The organism is Nonomuraea maheshkhaliensis (assembly GCF_039529435.1).
Classification (GTDB): Bacteria; Actinomycetota; Actinomycetes; order Streptosporangiales; family Streptosporangiaceae; genus Nonomuraea; species Nonomuraea maheshkhaliensis.
In genome coordinates this window covers 43,576-61,943 of sequence record NZ_BAAAMU010000011.1, presented here as the reverse complement: position 1 = coordinate 61,943, position 18,368 = coordinate 43,576, and the positions used below count along the sequence as shown (strand labels likewise).

Below are 18,368 nucleotides of genomic sequence, written 5' to 3'. Positions count from 1 at the left end.
GCATACCCATCTTGAGCGACCTCAGAAACGGGCTGTTCGTCATATCCCTATCGGGGCGGGCCGAGGCCGATCCTGAGTGGAGCGCCGGGTACGCGATCACTCCAGACCGACCGAAGGACGCATGCCAGGTAGAAATTGACCTGGCTGCCATCACCGATGAGCAGTGGCAGGAGCTGCAGATACGCGGCGGCAAGACCGACGGGAAGGAGGCGTTCGAACAGGGTTTGCAAAACCTCCTAACATCCCTGGGCTACACGTTGCTCGGTGAGGTCGACGTGGTGGACCTCACCAGCGTCGAAGGTTAAGAAGCGTCATGGAAACTGTGCCCGGGTGGGCTACCAAAGATGATCTCTACCGGAGGTCCTGGCGGCCCTGCCTGCCCAGACATCGAGGAAATCGGGACGTGTAACTTCATCCTCTTCAGAGCGGGGGCTTCCCAGTGCAAGCCCTGGCCGCGACAGTCGTGGCGGGCCGGCCGCACCACCACACCGGGGGTTCGCCACGACCAGCGGACACACGGTCAAAGCGAGAGATTGCGGCCGCGCGGCCAGCCTTGTACTTCGCGAGTACGCGCCGCTGGGTGTGCGCCCGACACCGTACGACTCCTCCGCCCCGTCGAGCAGGGCACGATGAACCGTTGCGCAACCTCATTTCGAACCTTGGGCTGGAACGCGAGCACGCTGCATAGCGCACCACCATACTTCGCGCGCCCACAGCGACCTGCTATTCGAGCAGGGCAAACGGTGTATCGATGTCTCCACAGCGCGCACATGCCGAAGGTCGCCCGCCTTGCCCTGCACGGCCACGTCCGCACCCATCAGGAGGAACCATTGACGGCTGGATCTCCAGCTCCGGACCCTGATCGCGACGCATCCGGTCCCGGAGCAGATCGCGATATGGGTTCCCTGAGCACACCTACCCATCAGCTCTCCCTTACCCAGTTGCACGGCTGGCGCTTCCTCTGCTGCGGCTGCACCGTGTGCTACCAGGGAAGCCCACATCGCTTCTCCCTGTATTTCTCCGTCAAGGAACGATGCCTGCAAGCCGAGGAGTTGGCCGACGCTCGGATGGAGCAAACTCTTGCCGACCTCAATCCCTTCCGCGCTCCTCGCAGTCACACCGATCGGAGGGCCAGCTTCGCCGCCCGCCGAGATCTGTACGTCAGGACCATGCTGCACTACGGGCCCGATCCCGTCATCGACCCGGAAGGGTTCCAGCAGTGGAAGACCGCTGCCGAACAGCAGATCCCTCCTTATGGGTACACCCCCGGCGGGCGTGCCATCGGTAGTAAGGACGACCCTGACTTCGACCGCGCCGCGTGTGCGTGCGGCTTCGCCTGGGCCGCGGCCCACAGCCCCGGCGACGGCACCGGATGTCCTGAGCACCTACAGCCCCGGCACATCCGCCATCCCAACCTCGATACCCCCGCCGATCTGGAGTTCCGCGCTCGGTACGAGAGGTGGGTCACCGAGGTCGCCGAGCGCCGAGCGCAGCGTGCACGCAGCGCCTTTCGCCTGGTCTGAACGTCAAGTTCATGGACACGCATGAGAGTACGGGACCACATCACTCGCCGTGCGGCAGAGCAATACCTGCCGCACGAACTGCACAGAGCAGCCGTGCGCGTTGCTCACGCGCTGCTAGCGGCCGGGTATGGCACCGGTGCCGTGGCTGACGTTCCTCATCTGGCGCAGCGGATCCACCGTGCCGCCGAGGAATCGGACTACGACGTCCTATCCGAGATCGCAACGACCTGGTACACCCCCGGCATCATGTATGGCAACTCGCGCACCTACACCCCATTGCCCGGCATGACCGAGGCGCAGAAGCGAGCTGCTGCCGCCTTTTCGTCGTACCTCGCCGGAGTGCGTTATGGCCGCGACGGAGATCCACGCGACGCGCTCAACTTCCTCCACTCCTCCTGGAGTTGCGCCGAGCAGTCGGATGGCAAGCAAGTCCAGGTGGCGTTCCAGCCCAGCGGGTACGCCATCGAGGGTTACGCGCAACCGCCTCTGTCGGCCACATAGATCGCTTCGTTCCACCGCCCGAAGCGGAGAGGCGACCCAGCAAACACCGCGGTGCTGAGTCGGGCCCGGCGCCTTCCATGGGTCTCCAGCGGAACCTCTCCGCGTGTCAAGGCCACGCCTGCGGCGGACCTTGACACGCTCCGAGAACCCGCTGGCGAGAGGACCCAGGCGCCGAACCTCAACCGGCTGCCTTCCATTTCATGGCGAATCTTTCTGCCTGGGAGGCTTCATGTCGCAGGAGCATCACGACCTGCTCGCACGTCTCATCCTTCTTCGCATCTCCACGCCCGGGGACACCGGCATGGGCCAGCTGGTCCACCGGCTCACCCCGACGGGAGTCGTCGAAGCGCTCCGCTCGGGCGACAATCTCGATGCGTTTCGCCCTGAGGGTAAGCCCACCGCGGACTGGGCCCAGGCATGCCAGCGGTGGCGAACCGCGCTAGCAAAGGCGAACCCGGAGGCCGACCTAGAGGCGGGCCAGAAACTCGAAGCCGACCTGGTCATACCCGGCGACCCAGACTGGCCGGCGCAGATGAACGACCTCGGTGCGGCCGCACCGCATGCCCTGTGGGTGAGGGGAGAGGCAAACGTCGCTCCGGCGTTCGACAGATCGATCGCGATCGTGGGGGCTCGCGCAGCCACCCCCTATGGAGTGCAGGTCGCGTTCAACTTCGCAGGTCACCTTGGTAGCAACGGATGGAACACCATCTCAGGTGGCGCACGTGGAATCGACTATTCCGCTCACCGTGGCGCGCTGGCCGCGGGCGGCCCGACGATCGCGGTTCTGGCCAGCGGAGTCGACATCACATACCCCTCCGGCCATCGCCGCCTGTTCCAGGCGATCATGGCCCACGGAGCGCTGGTCAGCGAGGCCCCGATCGGCGTACGCCCTGCCCGGCATCGCTTCCTTTCCCGTAACCGCATCGTGGCCGTCAGCCGAGCCACGGTGGTCGTGGAAGCCGCGCTACACAGCGGCACCATGAACACCGCCCGACACGCGCACGACCTCGGCCGGCTTCTCGCCGCAGTCCCGGGCCTGGTGACCTCTGAGCAGTCACGCGGCTGCCATCGCCTGATGAGCCGCGGTCACGCACGCTGCGTGTCCGCGCCGAGAGAACTGCTCGACCTGCTGCAGCCATAACCCCCGGCGGTTCCGCCCTCGCTGTGCTGGCGACTCCTCTCCGCACCCGGCACGGCGAGGGCTTCGTCATGCCCATTTCCGCCCATCCACGAAAGGCCCTGCCATGTGTTTTCTCCGCCGTCCCCGCATCACCGAGGCCGATGCCACCCAGAAGTACGGATCGGACACGCTGAACACGCTTGCTACCACGCGTGAGGTCATCCCGGCGTGGGAGGCAAACGGCCGGATTTACGACGCCCAGAAGCTCGAGAAGGCGGCCAAGAAGCTCGACCGGGCGGCCAGACGAAGGGCCAAGTGACATCGCCGCTCCACCGGCCGGAGCCCTCCTTGCTGGGCTACAGACAACGCATACGGCCCTGCTGATCCAGGAACCAGACCCGCCCGCGTGCCAGACCAGCCACCGGCCCGACGCTCCGCGCGGCCACCAGCCCAATGCCTCGCCCCTGCTCGAAAGGATCCCAGCATGAGCTTCGCTCGCCGCACCGACCACACAGCCAAGAGCCTGCGCTGGATTCTGACTGGTCCTACCGGCGATATCGAGCTGCGCGTGACGGTGCGGTGGGCCGCACTCCTCCACCACGGTGAGGCCGAAATCTGTCCTGGTGAGGAGATCGCCCTCCTCTGGCGTGCCGCCGACCACGACGACGAACTGATCTGGCGGAGCCTGGAGGATGCCTACCCGCGCCTGGCCGTCCCGGCCGATGCTACGGGCACAACCGCCAGCACGCTGGTCAGCTCGCACTCTGCTGCCCTACAGAAGGCTGCGGCGTGGGTCGAGTTCGCCACCGAACACGGAACCGCTGCTGATGTCCAGCAGGCCGTGGAACAACACCTGGCGGTCGTGCACGAACTCATTCGAACGCAGCGGTCCCGCTAGATCCACGCCAAGGCGGGCCTACACGCAGGGGGTTCAGTGACTCAGCTTCCGGCTGATGCCGACCACGAGACGATCATCGCCTACCTGGATGCCCACGCCGACTGGGAAGACCACACCGACACGACCACGATGTACGCCTGGTATCGGCATGTGACCGATCCGATGGGATGGGTCACTGCCACCGTGTGGCGCTTCGCGCCCCACCCGAGCCGCCGCAACCCGACCGCGGAGGCTTACCGAGGGCAGAACGCTCTCGCCGTACGCATCATCAACTTGATCGCCCGGGGCAAGTGCTGGGCCGAGATACTCGACATCTTGGTGGACGAGAGTCGCGGCAAAGCCACGCCTTGACCGACCGCCGCAAGGGCCCGGGCCGGTAAGCCGTGCATGCCGCGGCAAACCGACGCCACCCCACCGCCGGCGAGCGACGTGCGCTCGCCTGACCGTCACCGTTCTGCCAGTACCCGTGGAGAACCATGTCCCGTACCAACAAGGACCAGCTCGTCTGGCAGATCACCAACATTCGGAACAATAGGCCCGAGAACCCCGATGAACTGCGGGATTGGCATTGGACGCATGAGCTGCGCCGCGTCAACCCCGACGCTCCCGGTTACGTTTTCGGGGTCAAGTTCACTCACCCCAAGCCAGACCGGAAGGACATTCGAGGAGAGGGCTGGTGTCCCGACCGACGGCGCACCCGCGAGGCCTGCCAGGCAACAGCACGGGAGTACAACATCACCGGCCAGGTGATCACTGAACCGCCGGTCTTCCAGCACCACCACGGCGTGGCAAGCCTCCATTAGCCGATCCTTCCGATTCTTAGCCGCCACCCCTCACGGCAGCCTTCGTCGCCGCAGCCCGAACTATCACGGCCCTTCCGTTGATCGGAGGGGCCGTTCCTGCTCAGCGACGCAAGGAGCGGCCATGCCGCACGCGCTGCCCGGCCCTCGACACAGTCCCTGATCGCTCGGAAACACCTCGCAGGCACGCACGCGTAGCCAGCTCTGGCGCTGTTGCTGTCCCAGACGCTGCGCATTTCCCCAAGCGCACAGGAACCTTCGCCAGTTCCACAAGCAGTAACCCGAACGGGGCCCGAGGTCTCTTGGCGTGCTCGTCGAGGCCGCCACCCGTAGCCACGACGACCTCACCCACGTCGCGGGACCTCTTGGCCGCGGGTCTGCCTGAACGCCCGAAACCCAAACTGAACGGAGCCACCGTGGACAACCGCTCTTTCGTTACTGCGGCCACTGTCGGCGTACTCGCCGCAGCGGTGCTGGTCGCTTGTGTGGATGCAGCACCCGCGTGCGCTGCCTCCCGCATGCTTCCGACTCCAGCAACCGCCGTAACCCGGGCGCCGAGCAACGTCACCAAGCAGCAGCCCGCCACCCCCCAGAACCGCCAGCAGTCGCAGTCATGGACTCCCTCAAAGCCCGCCAGCACGACGGTCAAGCCGCCCGCGTGGACCCCTCCTCAGTCGGCCAGCACGACGGTGAAGCCGCCCGCCGCGGCTACGAACAAGCCGACCAGCAAATCGACCCGTAGGCCCACCTGGACCTCTACTCCGCGGGCGAAGTCCACCGTCCGCCACGTCCAGCCGCACATCACTCACCGGACCGGTAAGGACGGCAAGCAGTACCGCCAGTACGCCGGCTACCCCGGCTGGTACCTCGTCGGTGTCTGGCCCGTCGGCTACGGCTCCGCCCACGGCTGCACCGTTCCCGGCCAGGAGGGCGACGGCATCGACGACGTCGATGACATCTTCGACGGCGACTGAGCGGCCATCTCTGCACCCTCTGACATCCCACCCGGGTCACTGCGCCTTTGATTCAGCACACCCGCTGGTCGGCCCTTCCGCAAGATCCACTGCCGCGCCTGAGACGCCGTTGCCTGGCGCTCATTGAGTCGCCGTGACCTGGGCCCTGCCGCGCCAGGCGGCTCACCACCCAACTATCCAGCAACTGACAGGAGTCAGCCATGTCCAAGCACACGAGCACCTTCCGCGAGGAGTTCGAGGAGGAGTTCGGCTTCCGGTGGAAGCCATGGCGATGGCTCATCGCCGCCATCGGCGTCGTCCTGATCATCGTTCTGATCGCCTACGTCATCGGCTGGATCACCCAGCCGGCCCGAACCGCCGCAGGCGTGCGTGAGCGCGTCGGCAATGCCGACAATGCCCTGTTCCAGTACGAGAAGTTCCACGACGCGTGCGCCGCGATCGTCGCCTCGGACAAGCAGTACCAGACGGCGAAGACCGCCGCTGAGTCGCACGACAAGCGCATGCAGGGCAAGCCTGACCCGCTCGGCCGCAACGCCGATGAGTCCAGCCGTCTTCACCAGGTCGCGGACGGCTTCCTCTACACGCGGCAGAAGGCCGCCGAGCAGTACAACGCCGACTCCCGCAAGTGGACGCAGGACCTGTTTAAGAGCAAGTCCCTGCCGTACCGCATCGGCGACGCCACTCCCGACTGCGACGCCTAGCCCCTCACCCCTCGACTGAAGGAGACATCCGTGAAGAAGATCCTCAAGGCCATCACAGCGGGTGCAGTGGCACTCGTTCTGCTCACTGGCTGTACCGGAGCGACCGAGGACCAGAAGCAGAAGCGGGAGAATTTCGAGGCGGCGCAGGCTGCCGTCCCGTTCCCCGAAGACGTTGTCGCCAAGAATCCCACCGAGCGGATCAACGTCCGCGAGAAGCTCATTCGCGACAGCGACCCCAAGCGTCTGTCCTACATCTACTTGCTGTCGATGGACGGCAAGGTCGTTGCCCACTTCGTCGCCAAGGGCAAGGTGTCGTCCGCCGACTCCCAGCTCCTGCCCGACTACGAGTACCGCGACCTATGCGGGTCGTCAGCCTGCTGGCAACTCGTGAACGCAGCGGGCGACGACGCCACCTACGGAAACCGCGAACCGGGGATCTTCTTTTTCACCCCCGAAGGCATGCTGGTGACCTGGTCGGGTGACTATCTCCAGTTCGACCGACCGATGAAGATCAATACTCCGATCTCGCTTGTCGCCAACGTTGCTTAGCTCGCCTCAGTACGCCGAAGCCCTGCTGAACCGATAGCACTTCTAGCCTGAAGCCGCGTGGCGTGGCCGGAAGCCTGCGCATTCGATGCACGGTCACGACGTTGGTCGCGACATGGTCAGCCTGCTCGCGAAGCACGTCTGACCTGAACTCTTCGAACCTCTGACGCAATTTGCCGCGGCCGCTGACATTCGTCGCGCGCAGGAGCAGCCTCGTGGGGATCCCGGCAGTCACCGACCCGTCCACGCCTGCCATTCGAGGCTCTTCCGCACACGCTGTCCTGCGGCCGCGGCGTCCTACCGCGGAGAAATTCCCCATGCTCACACCCACGGTGCTCCGCCTGGTCGACCTCATGGACATGAGGAAACTGGCTGAGGCCAAACAGCACGGTTATGTCCTGGAACAAGCCCACCCCGCCCTGCCGTTGGCCATCCTGAATTACACCGCCAAGACACAGGCCGAAGGCGCATGGGACAAGGTCACCAGACAGTGTCGGGGGTTGATCATCAACGTCCGCACTGGCGACGTCGTTGCTCGGCCGTTGCCGAAGTTCTTCAACTACGAGCAGCTCAACCAGGGTCTGCCGATGGACATCCCCGCGTACGTCTGCGAAAAATGGGACGGCTCGCTAGGCATCCTGTACCCGACCGGCGACGGCCAACACGCCATCGCCACGCGCGGTTCGTTCGCCAGCCCTCAAGCCATCCACGCTACCAACGTGTGGCGGGAGCGGTTCGCCGACAAGGTGGTGATCGATCCGACATTCACCTACCTGTTCGAGATCATCTACCCGGCTAACCGCATAGTCCTGGACTACGGCGATCTCGACGACCTCGTATTCCTCGGCGCGGTCAACAACGAGACGGGCCTGCTCATGCTGCCCGGCCTCATCGACTGGCCCGGCCGCGTGGCGGAGCAGTTCCCGTATCGAACCCTCGGGGAGGCACTCGCGGCTCGGCCCCGCCCGAACGCGGAGGGGTTCGTGATTCACCTGCCCGTTCAGGGTCTCACCCTCAAGCTCAAGCAGGCCGACTACCTCGCCCTGCATTCCGTCCTTACCAGGACGAGCGCCCGCACGATCTGGGAGTATCTGGCGGTCAACGCCTGTCAGCACCTCATTGACCAGCCCAAGAAGTGGGCCAGCCTGCTGCACTTCGACCCGCGCCGCGCTGAGCAGCGACTCGCAGTTGGCCCGAACTGGCTGGAGCGGCTGCTCGACAATGTGCCGGATGAGTTCCACGCCTGGGTGCAGCGTACTGTCGCCGACCTGACCAGCAGTGTGGATGCGCTTGCCCGCGAGGTGGCTGAGTACGCCGAACTCGCTCGCTACGTGTACGGAGATGACCGCAAGGCCATGGCCGCCGAAGTCGCCGGCCACCACGAGTACGGCCTCGTCTTCAAGGCCATCAGCGACGAGGACATCGCCGCCCAACTCTGGGTCCGCTTCTACCCGGACGCGGATCTCCCCTGGCTCGTCCAGGAGGAGGCGATGGCATGAGCACCCTCATCTACACGCGCGGCCTACCCGCCTCCGGCAAGTCCACATGGGCCAAGGCATGGGTCGCTCAGGACGTCGGTGGCCGCGTCCGTGTCAATAAGGACGACCTGCGCGACATGGCCCACGGCGGCGAGTTCGTCAAGGGTGCCACGGAGCAGCACATCAACGCCATCCGAGACAGCATAATTCTCGAGCTGCTCAGGTCGGGGGTGGATGTCGTCTGCGACGACACCAACCTGCCCGAGCGCACCGGCCACCACCTGCACCAACTCGCTGCCAAGGTGGGTGCGAGTGTGCAGGTGAAGGACTTCACGCATGTTCCGTTGGGTGTCTGTATCCAGCGAGACGCCGCTCGGCCCCGGTCCGTGGGTGAGCACGTCATCCGCGACATGCACCGTGCCCTCCTCGCCAAGCGGCCACAACCCCCACGACCTGTCCCGCGTCGGTGAGGACCCGCCGGTCAAGCCGATCCTCCACGTCGGCCCGCCCTTGTACTCGCGAGGTTGCATCGCCTTATCCCTCCTGCCGGGACGAGATCTGCCAAGACAAGACCGTCCGATGGCTGTGCTACCACCTTGGGATCCGAATCACCGGCCCGTATGTGTGCGTCGCACCTACATTCTCCGACCCGCCGAAAGGACCGCGCCCGATGATCCCCTCCACCCCGGCCACTGGCACCAGCCGCGAACGCATGGACGAGATCTGGGCCGAACACCGCACCGCGTTTCGTGCCGCTCTTATCCAGGAAGTCGCCGATATCCCCGGCCTGACCGCCGACTTCGAGCACAGCCACACCCTCGCCTGGCTCGCTTGGGAAGGCGACGGCACCAGCGGCTACTGGGTCGGCTCCAGCATCGCCTACCATTCCCACCGGTACGAGCATCAGCTCCCCGGACACGTCACCGCCACCTACCTGGACGCCTCCGACGAGGACATCCCCTTGCCCAGCACCACGCTCCTCGACTTCGAGCTCCCCGCTGGCCGTGCCCGCGACGCCGAAACCGCCGCCGCGCTCATCGTTGCCGCCATCCGCATCCACGGACGCCGCAGGGGCTTTCCTCAGCCGTTCGACCCTCTCGACCACGCCCTCATCTTCGGCTTCCCGTACGCCAGCAACGCTGGCAACCCCCAGCGATCTCAGCCGCCAACTGGACGTCTGGTCCGGCGACCCTGCCCGCACCTGGTGGTTCGTGCGAAAGGCCGGCGAGGTCCTTACCCGAGACGACACCTGGATCCCGCTCGTCATCGAGGACCTCGACCCCACGGCGGTCGGCTTCGACCGGGACGCCGCGCTCGCCGCCGCCCACCGCCACGCTCAGAACATGTGATTCCACCCGCCCAGAAACCGGACATACGGAATCCCAGTGTCGTCATCCGGATTCTCCTGGGCTGACCCCAAGGAGCACGACTCGCGACGGAAACGGCGACCATCCGTGTCGAGCGAGCACGGGGCGGCGACTCCCATTTCCCACTGCCGTAATCCTCACCACGCCCATCGCGCCGGACGGCCACGTCACCCTGCTGGTCAATGGGTGGCATGAGGACCTGGCCCCGCAAGGACAACCGTACGGCCTACGACGCAATTGAGGCCATCGAGGGCTCACCCCACCGCATCTGGCCGACGTACAGGATCAGGTGCTGGCCGTACTGAATGATTCCTTCGAACTCGATGTCTGCAATAAACGGAGATGACACCGGATGGCCCGCTACCTCATCGCGTTCGAACGCATCGGCACCAGCCGCGGCATAGAGCCTCTCACCATCACCGCAGCCGGTAACGAGGACCTGGCTCGCGAGATTCACGCCTACGCCCAGCATCACGGCCTCACCACGGTGTGGGTGGACCTCAAACACGACCTTTCCGGCGGGCATCTCCACCGGCTCCAGGGTGACAACCTCGGTAACTGCGTCATTGTGCCCATCGCGGAGAACAAAGTCGAAGGACCTCTCAGAGACGATGTCTGATGACCACCGGCCTCTATTCCGGCAGGACCGAGCGTGGCGGCGCATCGGGTGACCGAGTCGACATCGACCCCGGGGAAGGACTCGCCCTGGGTGTCACCAGCGGGTCCCGCGTTCCGCAGATGTGTAGCGAGAAAAGCACACAGATCTGCGGTCTGAGCTGCGAAAACGCTTGCGGGCACGCTGATACGGCGTGTCACTAGGCGTGCGTCTTGTGCCTGGTCAGGCGTCGGCGGCGGGTGTGGCTTCGACGATCTTCTTCGGAATCGAGATGTCGAGTTTGGCCATGATGTCGCGCTGAGGCTTGGTCAGTTCGGCGCGCTGGCGGAAGGTGCCGGTCGGGCCGGTGAAGGTAGCCACGGTGAGCGGGTCGAACTCGTCGCGGATGCGCCTCCAGGTGGAGCCGGTGGTGGTCTCGATGATGCGGATCAGCAGTAGCGCCAGCCAGCACAAGATGACATGGGCGCGGATGCGTTCCTCCAGCCGGTGATAGACCGGGCGCAGGTCGATGACCTGCTTCATGTCGCGCCAGCCTCGCTCGACCTCCAGCAGTTGCTTGTAGCCGATGGCGATGTCTTCGGCCGGCAGCTTGGGGTCCGAACAGCGCAGCAGGTACTTGCCGTCCAGGTTCGCCTCGGCCTTGATCTTCGCGGCGTTGATGCGTAGCAGCCCGTTCGGCGTGGTGCGGAGATACCGGTTCAGGCCGGGCTTGGTGGAGATGACCCCGCGGAGTTCGGCACGTTTGGTGGCGCTCAGCCGGTCCGAGTCGGCGATCACCTCCTCCAATTGGGCGATGAGGCGCTCGCGGATGGCGGCGTCGCGTTCGGCGTCGTCGGGGTTGAAGCAGATCACGAACCGGTCGGCCTCGCCGATCCGCACCGCTTTGACCTTCAGGTTCTCGGCCACGTCCTGGTAGCGGCCTTGGCGGGACAGGGCGGCCTTGGCCTCGGCCGAGCCTGAGCGCAGCCGTTCACCGATGATGTAGTGGTGGTCGCCCTGGCGCAGGTAGCGGCGGTTGTCGGCGGAGGCGAAGCCGCGGTCACCGACCCACACGATCTTGGACAGGGTCCAGTCCCGCATGTCGTCCTTGACCTGGCGGATTAGGGCGGTGTCGGTGGTGTTGCCGGGCCAGGACCAGACGCGGACCGGGATGCCATCGCGGGTGACGGCCATGCCGATGACGATCTGCGGCAGGTCGTCGCGGTGATCCTTGGACTTGCCGCGGGAACGGAAGCCTTTCATCACCGGCTCGTCCCCCGCGCCGTTGCCGTCTTGGGAGCCCGGGTCGGCAAGTGGGGCGCCGCGGCCGTTGCGGGCGATCGGCTCGTCGCCTTCGTCGATCTCGAAGTAGGTGGAGGTGGTGTCTCCTTTAACCGGCTAATCCTTGGCTGGTGATCATCGGCGACACGCCGTTGACCTGGGGATACTTGCCGAAGGTTGTGGCTGGCGGGGTTACATGTCCCTATGACCGACAGCGATCTTCGCGTTGAGGAGCGCAACGGCGGCTGGGCGTTGTCCGGACCGGCCGCCACCGAGCTCGCGCTGGTGAACGACTATCTCGGCTATCTGGCCGACCGGCGGTACTCGCCCCGGACGGTGCGTGCCTATGCGTTCGACCTGCTGGCGTTCTGCCGCTGGCTGCAGGCCGAGAACACCACGCTCGGCGTGGTGACGACCGAGGTGCTGCTGCGCTATCTGGCGCACTGCCGGACGGCCACGTTCCGCGGGCGTCCCGGCGGGAACGTGTACTCGATCCGAGACGGCCGCAACACCGGGTACGCGGCCGCGACAGTCAACCGGCGAATGGTGGCGATCTCGGGGATGTTCGAGTTCCGGTCGATGCGCGATCCGGACACGGTCAACCCGGTGCCCAAGGGAGCCGAACGCCGCCGGACGGTCCGCGTCGAACGCGGCGGGCTGCTGGGACACCTGGCCACCGCCAAGCCGACGTCCAGGCTGCGGGTGCGCCAACCACGTCGGCTGCCGCGAGGGCTGGACGCGATCGAGGCGAACGCGCTGCTGAACAGCTTCCGCTCCTGGCGGGATCGGGCGATGGCTGGCCTGATGTTGCTGTCGGGGCTGCGCTCGGCCGAAATCCTCGCCCTGAAGGTCGGCGACGTCGACATTCCCCGCGGCTGGGTCCGCGTGATCGGCAAGGGCGACAAGGAACGCCGCGTCCCCGCCGACGGCGAGGTCGCCGGGCTGATCCAGACCTATCTACTGGCCGAGCGGCCCGAGGCCGCCGTCGACGGAACCGTCACGGACCGGCTGTTCGTGGTGGCCAAGGGCCCGCACCGGGGACGGCCGCTGACACCCGAGGGCCTGCGGGCGATCTTCCGCTATCACCGGGCACGCTCCGGCGTCGCCGCGGGCCATCCCCATGCCCTGCGGCACTCGTTCGGCACCGCGCTGGCCGAGGCGGGTGTCGATCTGGCGGTGATCCAGGCGTTGATGGGCCACGATCACGTCGACTCCTCGGCCCGGTATGTGCATCTGGCTCCCGTTCATGTCCGCGCCGCCTATGACGATGCCCGCGCCCGCCAACGCCGCCAGGGCTGAGCCCGGCCACCGGCTCACGCCCGCGCCCGCCGATCTGCTCGGCGAGTACGCGGCCTGGCTGGCGGAGCGAGGCCGCGGGAACCGATGCTTTGCCACAGCCGCTGCCGCCTTCCTGCGCCGCTGGCCCGACGTGCAGTCCTTCGCCGCCAAACAGCTCGACGTGATGCTCGCCGCCGACCAGCACACCCGGCCGTTCATCACCTTCCTGCTGCTGCACGACCTGCTGCGGCCCGGCTATGACTACCTGGCCGAGCGCAAATTCGCCGCGCTGGTGGATCTGGCGCGCCGAACCCGGCTGGAAGAGGACCTGCACGGGTTCATCCAGGCCGCCACCGAACTGGGGTTCTCCGCGCACGTGCGTTCCCGGGCAGCCGAACGCGTGCTGGCCCGGCTGCTGATCCAGACCGGCCACCGCCTGCACGAGCTGACCGTGAGCGACCTGCAGGAGCTGGAGGCGGCGTTCCGCGCCCGAGCCGAACGCCGCGGCCGGGACTGGAGCAATGATCGCGGCTTCCTGCACGCCGCCTGGACGGTGCTGTTCCACCTGGGCGTCGTGCCCGTGACGCCGCCCAACCGGCGCCGTGCCGACCACACCGATCACGCCCACCACTTCGGCGGCGTCCCGGCCTGGCTGGCCGGTCGGTTGCAGGACTACGCCACCGCGCTGACCGGCACCCACGCCCCCTCCACGGTGGACGGGATCGCGATCCGCCTGGCGCACTTCGGCCGGCACCTGGCCGTCATCGATCCCGATCTGGACTGCCTGGCCGGCATTGAGCGGCAACGGCATATCGAGACCTACCTCGCCGCGGTCGCCACCGCCCGGACACTGCGCGGCGGTCAGCCCATCTCCGCCGGGGAACAACGCAGCCGCATCATCACCCTCGGCCGCTTCCTGGCCGACATCACCGAGTGGGGCTGGCCCGACGCGCCACCGAGGCGGCTGATCTTCTCCCGCGACATCCCCAAGCTGCCCCGGCCGCTGGCCCGGGCCACCGGGCTGCGCGTCGGCGAGTTGCGCGATCTGGAACTGGACTGCGTCCACGAGATCCCCGACACCGGGGCATGGCTGAAGGTGCCGCTCGGCAAACTGGCCACCGAACGCATGGTGCCCCTGGACGACGACACCCTCGCCCTCATCGACCGCATCGCCCAGACCCGCTCCCCGACACGGCCGCTGCCACATCCCAAGACGGCACGGCCGACCGAGTTCCTGCTCACCCACCTCGGCAAGCGCGTCTCGGCCGCCGCGCTGCGCGAGGAACTGGCCCGCGCCGCCGAAACGGCAGGCCTGCCGAAGACCACCCCGCACCAGCTCAGGCACACCTGGGCCACCGCCTTGATCAACTCTGGTTGCTCCCTGCAGGCATTGATGGTCATGCTCGGCCACACCTCGGCGGCGATGAGCCTGCGCTATGCCCGGCTGTTCGACGCCACCGTCCGCGCCGACTACGAACGCGCTCTGACCCAGGTCAAGGCCCAGCTCGGCAGCCCTGCCAACCCCGGCAAGCCGCCGACCATGCTGCCGATCACCGACATCACCAGCACCAGCAGTAGCTGGACCGACGCCCCGCTGCTGAAGTCCCGGCTGGCCGGCGGCTACTGCCTGCGAACCGCCGCGCAGGGCAGCTGCGCCTACGCCCACATCTGCGAGCATTGCCCCAACTTCCGCACCGACGCCACGTTCCTGCCCGTCCTCGCCGCGCAGCGCGCCGATACCGCCGCGCTCCTGGCCGACGCCGAAGCCCGCGGCTGGGGCGAGGAAGCCGCCCGCCACCAGCGCTTGCTGGAGCGGCTCGACCAGCACATGGCCCACACTGAGGTGTCATGACCGATCAGCCCGACGACCTGCCCACCACCGTCCGCGACGCCTGCACCAGCCTCATCCGCGCCGGTGAACACGTGACCTTCGCCGCCGTCGCCACCCGCACCGGGCTCAGCCGCACCACCCTCTACCGGCATCGCGACCTGCGCCAGCTCATCGAGCAACACCGCGATCTTCATGGTGACCGGATCACCCTCACCGGCCTGGCCACCCAGATCGACCAACTCCGCCAGAGTCTGGAAGCCGTCGCAGCCAACGTCCGCCGCCACGAAGAACACCTGCGCAAGCTCGAAAGAGCCGATCGCGCCAGCTGACGACAGCGCTACGCCGCCAACACGAAGTCTGAAGATCGATTAGCCGGATAATCGAAGAACAGCAGGTCGACTTCCAGATTGAGCAGGGTGGCGACCTGGTCGAACACCTTGCGTTCGACGGAGTCTTGGACCTGGTGCAGCCAGTCCATCGCCCGGTAGCAGGCATCATCACTGCAGGCGGGCAGGCCCTCGATGTGGGCGGTGCGGCCGGCCCAGTGGGAGGCGGCCAGCTTGGAAGAGGCGTCCAGGGCGCGGTTGGCGACCAGCGAGAACAGCACCCGTTCGGTGAACGGGCTGCGCCGGGTGGAGGCCAGCATGCGGGTCATGATGGTATCGATCTTCAGCTGTCGCCACAGCTGGTCGAGCAGGTAAACGCCGCCGTATGCGGCCGAGCCGATGAAGGTCAGGTCCGCGCCCGAGGTGAGGGCGGCGGCGCGGCCCGGATCCAGCAGCCGGCACAGTGAGCCGACCAGGCGTTCGACCGCGGCGCGATCGATCAGATCTTCGCGGCCGAAGTTGTGCAGGACCTTCATCTTGGCGGCTTTGGCGACGGGATCCCACTCGTTATGGGCAAGTTGGAGGTATCGCACCGTGGTGCCGTCTTTGTTCTTCCGGCTCGCTGTCCTGACGAACATGTCACCAGACCGTAGCAGCGCGCGTGCACTTCGTGACGGAATTATTGCCGAAGTCGTGTCACTAGGGCTTTTCGTCGTTTCCACCAGGCCAGACCGCGCTGACCTGCGGGTTCAGTGTCGAACATGCCCTGGATCATGAATTAGCTGCGGAACGCGGGCGGGTAGGGGCGCGTCGAGCTCGCCTTCCTAAAGATCAGCACGCGCACCGGGGACCGGGGCATCATCCCCAGCACCAGGTGCGCCAAGAGCGCCGATGTTCTGACGGCCACTCTTTTGTTCAACTGATTAGTTAGTGCAATCACTCACGTTCGGCGTGGCCAGGCGGGATGGCGCCTGTCCGACACGCTCCCCTCTCGCGAAAGGCATGAGATGACCGACAATTGCAAGGTGAGTGAGTCCACTCGCGCAGCCCGGAGGCCCACGACGGACGACGAGCTGGCATGACCGGGCCCCTCGTCCCCGCAGATGCTGACGATCCGCACGAGATCATCGTCATGGTGGTTCCGGCACTGCCCCCCGACGTCACCTCGGCGCACTTTACCCTGGACACCGGCAGCGACAGCACTCTCATTGGTCCTGGCGAGGGGCAACCCCCAGGACCGGAGGACATCGCGGCTGAACTGGCCAGGCTCGTGCGCGCCAATCCGGGCCACATCTTCACCATGACGCTCAGAAACACGATCACGGGCCGTCTGATCACCCGAGACATGAACTAGCCCTCTCGCCTGGCCGGTCCGGCTGCACTGGCCAGGCGCCTGCACCCCTGTGGGAGCGACCCCCTGATTTGCGGCACTGGGCCGAACCGCATGGAATGACGGCCAGTGGCCGGTCACCTCGCGCAAAAGGACCCCAGAATGGCGCGCCATATGAGCATCACTGAGCGCCCAGCGTGGCGGGGTAGCTGCGCCGGGCGGCGGCCTCCCATTCGGCGGGTGTGGGCTCGATGCGAGACAGGGCCCGGATGTAGGCGAGCGCCTGGCGCAGCAGGTCGTCGCTGCCGCGCGGGGCGCGGTCCTCGCTGGCTGGGCCGCCCTCGGCCCGCTGGCTGGGCCGCACACGCCGTGTCGGGGGCTCGAGGTGCATCTCCTACATGATCCCGGCAGGTAGATGACCACGGCGACGCGGTTGCGATCGGTGGCGTCGAGGTAGGCGACCGCCTCGTAGGGGGCGGTGTCCAGCCGCAACGATGCCTGCACCGTCTGCAGCTACATCGAGACCTTGGCCAGCAACGATCTGAGTCACGGCGGCAGATCACGAAAATCACACCGTCAGGGATCGGGCTGAGCGAAGAGCTCAGGCTCCCCATCCCTTTCGCAAGCGCGTTGCTCTGACCAGCGCTCCTCGCGCCCACCAGAAGCGGTCATTCGACGACTCAAGCCTGCCACCGCTCGTGGGCAGCCACACTCACCACACGGTTTCATTACGGCTCATCGCTCGTAGGGGGTTCCTGCCGCATGCTCAAGCTCACCAAGGAGCAGGCCAATCAACACCGCAAAGCGGATGAGCTGGTGACTTCCTCGACGCCCCTGTCGTCTGCGGAAGTCGAGTTCGTGCTCACCCACTGGCAGGAGGCTTCAAACATCACCAATCCACTCGACAGCGCGTTCTTCACCCCACTCCCCTTGGCCAAGGAGCTTGGGTTGCATGTCCAGGGGGCGCGCGTCATCGACCTGTGCGCCGGGATCGGCTCTTTGGCCTGGGGTTACCGCTGCCGCTATGTCAACGACTGGGAACTCGACAAGCCGCCCCTCGAGTTGGTGTGCGTGGAGAAGAACCCCGACTACGTCGCCGTCGGCCAGCGTCTCCTTCCGGACGCCACCTGGATCCTGGGCGATGTTTTCGACGTGCTTACCATGGGCCTGGGCCAATTCGACGCCGCATTGTCCAATCCGCCGTTTGGCCGGGCCGCCCGTTCCCGCCGGCGTGCCCCTCGCTACCGCGGTCCGCTGATGGAGTTTCATGTCATCGACGTGGCCGCGCATCTGGCTCGTCAGGGGGCCTTCATTATCCCTCAGGTGTCGGCGCCGTTCAGCTACAGCGGCGCAAAGAAGCCGGTATGGGACCGCCCGGCGGCCTATCGCAGATTCGAGGTGCAGGCCGGTATCGAGCTTGGGTGCGGCATCGGGGTGGACACCACGCAATACACCGCCAGCTGGCATGGAGTGCGGCCGTGCGTGGAGATTGTACGAGCGGACTTCACGGCCCCGCCGACCCGCCGTCTTTCTGCGCAGCTGGCCTCTGCCGTGTCCGCAGCCGCTTCAGCGGAGCGTGAGTGGTTCATGCCCGAGGCTCTCTTCTAGATCGCCAAGCTCGATTTCCAGATGCAGCTGCACGCGAAGTCCCATTTCGTCGTACAGCTAAGTAACCTCCTCAAACCGGGGTTGGGCCCGGCGCCTTCCATGGGTCTCCAGCGGAACCTCTCCGCGTGTCAAGGCCACGCCTGCGGCGGACCTTGACACGCTCCGAGAACCCGCTGGCGAGGGGACCCAGGCGCCAGGCTCGACTCGGCTG

Annotated in this window: 21 protein-coding genes and 2 pseudogenes; 20 read left to right on the top strand and 3 right to left on the bottom strand. The window is 66.4% G+C overall.

The genetic code is table 11. The features are described 5' to 3' along the window. Positions 1 to 11 precede the first annotated feature (11 nt). The 15 genes from ABFX54_RS10140 to ABFX54_RS10070 all read left to right on the top strand — a co-directional run bounded on the left by ABFX54_RS10140 (position 12) and on the right by ABFX54_RS10070 (position 10,527). A complete protein-coding gene (locus tag ABFX54_RS10140; RefSeq protein WP_346103500.1) occupies positions 12 to 305 on the top strand; it encodes a hypothetical protein in 294 nt (97 codons plus the stop codon). Between the two features lie 465 nt (positions 306 to 770). Then, positions 771 to 1,523 (top strand): hypothetical protein, encoded by a 753-nt coding sequence (locus ABFX54_RS10135; protein WP_346103498.1) that lies wholly within the window; start codon positions 771 to 773, stop codon positions 1,521 to 1,523. A 21-nt stretch (positions 1,524 to 1,544) separates the two neighbouring features. Then, a complete protein-coding gene (locus ABFX54_RS10130; protein WP_346103496.1) occupies positions 1,545 to 2,024 on the top strand; it encodes a hypothetical protein in 480 nt (159 codons plus the stop codon). Positions 2,025 to 2,253: 229 nt separating this feature from the next. Beyond that, the gene (dprA, locus tag ABFX54_RS10125; protein WP_346103494.1) at positions 2,254 to 3,165 is read left to right on the top strand and encodes a DNA-processing protein DprA; all 912 of its coding nucleotides are present in this window, start codon (positions 2,254 to 2,256) and stop codon (positions 3,163 to 3,165) included. Between the two features lie 103 nt (positions 3,166 to 3,268). After that, entirely contained in the window at positions 3,269 to 3,463 is a 195-nt protein-coding gene (locus ABFX54_RS10120; RefSeq protein WP_346103493.1) for a hypothetical protein, read from the top strand. Between the two features lie 165 nt (positions 3,464 to 3,628). After that, positions 3,629 to 4,042 carry a hypothetical protein gene (locus tag ABFX54_RS10115; RefSeq protein ID WP_346103491.1) on the top strand — a complete coding sequence of 138 codons (414 nt, stop codon included), beginning with the start codon at positions 3,629 to 3,631 and terminating at the stop codon, positions 4,040 to 4,042. Positions 4,043 to 4,078: 36 nt separating this feature from the next. Beyond that, positions 4,079 to 4,393 (top strand): hypothetical protein, encoded by a 315-nt coding sequence (locus ABFX54_RS10110; protein WP_346103489.1) that lies wholly within the window; start codon positions 4,079 to 4,081, stop codon positions 4,391 to 4,393. Positions 4,394 to 4,518: 125 nt separating this feature from the next. After that, positions 4,519 to 4,845 carry a hypothetical protein gene (locus ABFX54_RS10105; protein WP_346103488.1) on the top strand — a complete coding sequence of 109 codons (327 nt, stop codon included), beginning with the start codon at positions 4,519 to 4,521 and terminating at the stop codon, positions 4,843 to 4,845. Between the two features lie 686 nt (positions 4,846 to 5,531). After that, a complete protein-coding gene (locus tag ABFX54_RS10100) occupies positions 5,532 to 5,816 on the top strand; it encodes a hypothetical protein (RefSeq protein ID WP_346103486.1) in 285 nt (94 codons plus the stop codon). A 200-nt stretch (positions 5,817 to 6,016) separates the two neighbouring features. Then, positions 6,017 to 6,517, top strand: a complete 501-nt coding sequence (locus tag ABFX54_RS10095; RefSeq protein WP_346103484.1) for a hypothetical protein — start codon at positions 6,017 to 6,019, stop codon at positions 6,515 to 6,517. A gap of 30 nt (positions 6,518 to 6,547) precedes the next feature. Then, entirely contained in the window at positions 6,548 to 7,066 is a 519-nt protein-coding gene (locus ABFX54_RS10090) for a hypothetical protein (protein WP_346103482.1), read from the top strand. 314 nt (positions 7,067 to 7,380) lie between these two features. Next, complete coding sequence (locus ABFX54_RS10085; protein WP_346103480.1) at positions 7,381 to 8,562, top strand: RNA ligase; 1,182 nt, start codon at positions 7,381 to 7,383, stop codon at positions 8,560 to 8,562. Then, on the top strand, positions 8,559 to 9,011 hold the full coding sequence (locus tag ABFX54_RS10080; RefSeq protein WP_346103479.1) for an AAA family ATPase: 453 nt from the start codon (positions 8,559 to 8,561) through the stop codon (positions 9,009 to 9,011). The genes ABFX54_RS10085 and ABFX54_RS10080 overlap by 4 nt, the downstream gene beginning before the upstream one ends. A gap of 200 nt (positions 9,012 to 9,211) precedes the next feature. Then, positions 9,212 to 9,955, top strand: coding sequence for a hypothetical protein (locus ABFX54_RS10075; protein WP_346103477.1), 744 nt, complete (start codon positions 9,212 to 9,214; stop codon positions 9,953 to 9,955). Positions 9,956 to 10,260: 305 nt separating this feature from the next. Continuing rightward, positions 10,261 to 10,527 carry a hypothetical protein gene (locus ABFX54_RS10070; RefSeq protein ID WP_346103475.1) on the top strand — a complete coding sequence of 89 codons (267 nt, stop codon included), beginning with the start codon at positions 10,261 to 10,263 and terminating at the stop codon, positions 10,525 to 10,527. Positions 10,528 to 10,746: 219 nt separating this feature from the next. Here the strand turns inward: ABFX54_RS10070 and ABFX54_RS10065 are convergent. Then, positions 10,747 to 11,889, bottom strand: a pseudogene (locus ABFX54_RS10065) (IS1634 family transposase); the annotation flags it as partial. 99 nt (positions 11,890 to 11,988) lie between these two features. On the opposite strand from ABFX54_RS10065, the gene ABFX54_RS10060 reads away from it, so the two are divergent. The 3 genes from ABFX54_RS10060 to ABFX54_RS10050 are packed head-to-tail and all read left to right on the top strand — an operon-like array spanning position 11,989 to position 15,222. Continuing rightward, positions 11,989 to 13,083, top strand: coding sequence for a tyrosine-type recombinase/integrase (locus ABFX54_RS10060; RefSeq protein WP_346103471.1), 1,095 nt, complete (start codon positions 11,989 to 11,991; stop codon positions 13,081 to 13,083). Then, positions 13,031 to 14,914 carry a tyrosine-type recombinase/integrase gene (locus tag ABFX54_RS10055; protein WP_346103469.1) on the top strand — a complete coding sequence of 628 codons (1,884 nt, stop codon included), beginning with the start codon at positions 13,031 to 13,033 and terminating at the stop codon, positions 14,912 to 14,914. The genes ABFX54_RS10060 and ABFX54_RS10055 overlap by 53 nt, the downstream gene beginning before the upstream one ends. After that, on the top strand, positions 14,911 to 15,222 hold the full coding sequence (locus tag ABFX54_RS10050) for a DUF6262 family protein (protein ID WP_346103467.1): 312 nt from the start codon (positions 14,911 to 14,913) through the stop codon (positions 15,220 to 15,222). The genes ABFX54_RS10055 and ABFX54_RS10050 overlap by 4 nt, the downstream gene beginning before the upstream one ends. A gap of 50 nt (positions 15,223 to 15,272) precedes the next feature. Here the strand turns inward: ABFX54_RS10050 and ABFX54_RS10045 are convergent. Continuing rightward, a pseudogene (locus ABFX54_RS10045) lies at positions 15,273 to 15,857 on the bottom strand (IS1634 family transposase); the annotation flags it as partial. 440 nt (positions 15,858 to 16,297) lie between these two features. Between ABFX54_RS10045 and ABFX54_RS10040 the strand changes: the two are divergent. Beyond that, positions 16,298 to 16,573, top strand: coding sequence for a hypothetical protein (locus tag ABFX54_RS10040; RefSeq protein WP_346103464.1), 276 nt, complete (start codon positions 16,298 to 16,300; stop codon positions 16,571 to 16,573). Positions 16,574 to 16,730: 157 nt separating this feature from the next. Here ABFX54_RS10040 and ABFX54_RS10035 read toward each other — a convergent pair whose 3' ends face one another. Further along, complete coding sequence (locus tag ABFX54_RS10035; protein WP_346103462.1) at positions 16,731 to 16,940, bottom strand: hypothetical protein; 210 nt, start codon at positions 16,938 to 16,940, stop codon at positions 16,731 to 16,733. A 371-nt stretch (positions 16,941 to 17,311) separates the two neighbouring features. Between ABFX54_RS10035 and ABFX54_RS10030 the strand changes: the two genes are divergently transcribed. Then, positions 17,312 to 18,157: a class I SAM-dependent methyltransferase gene (locus ABFX54_RS10030; RefSeq protein ID WP_346103460.1), complete on the top strand. Its 846-nt coding sequence runs from the start codon at positions 17,312 to 17,314 to the stop codon at positions 18,155 to 18,157. Positions 18,158 to 18,368: the final 211 nt, after the last annotated feature.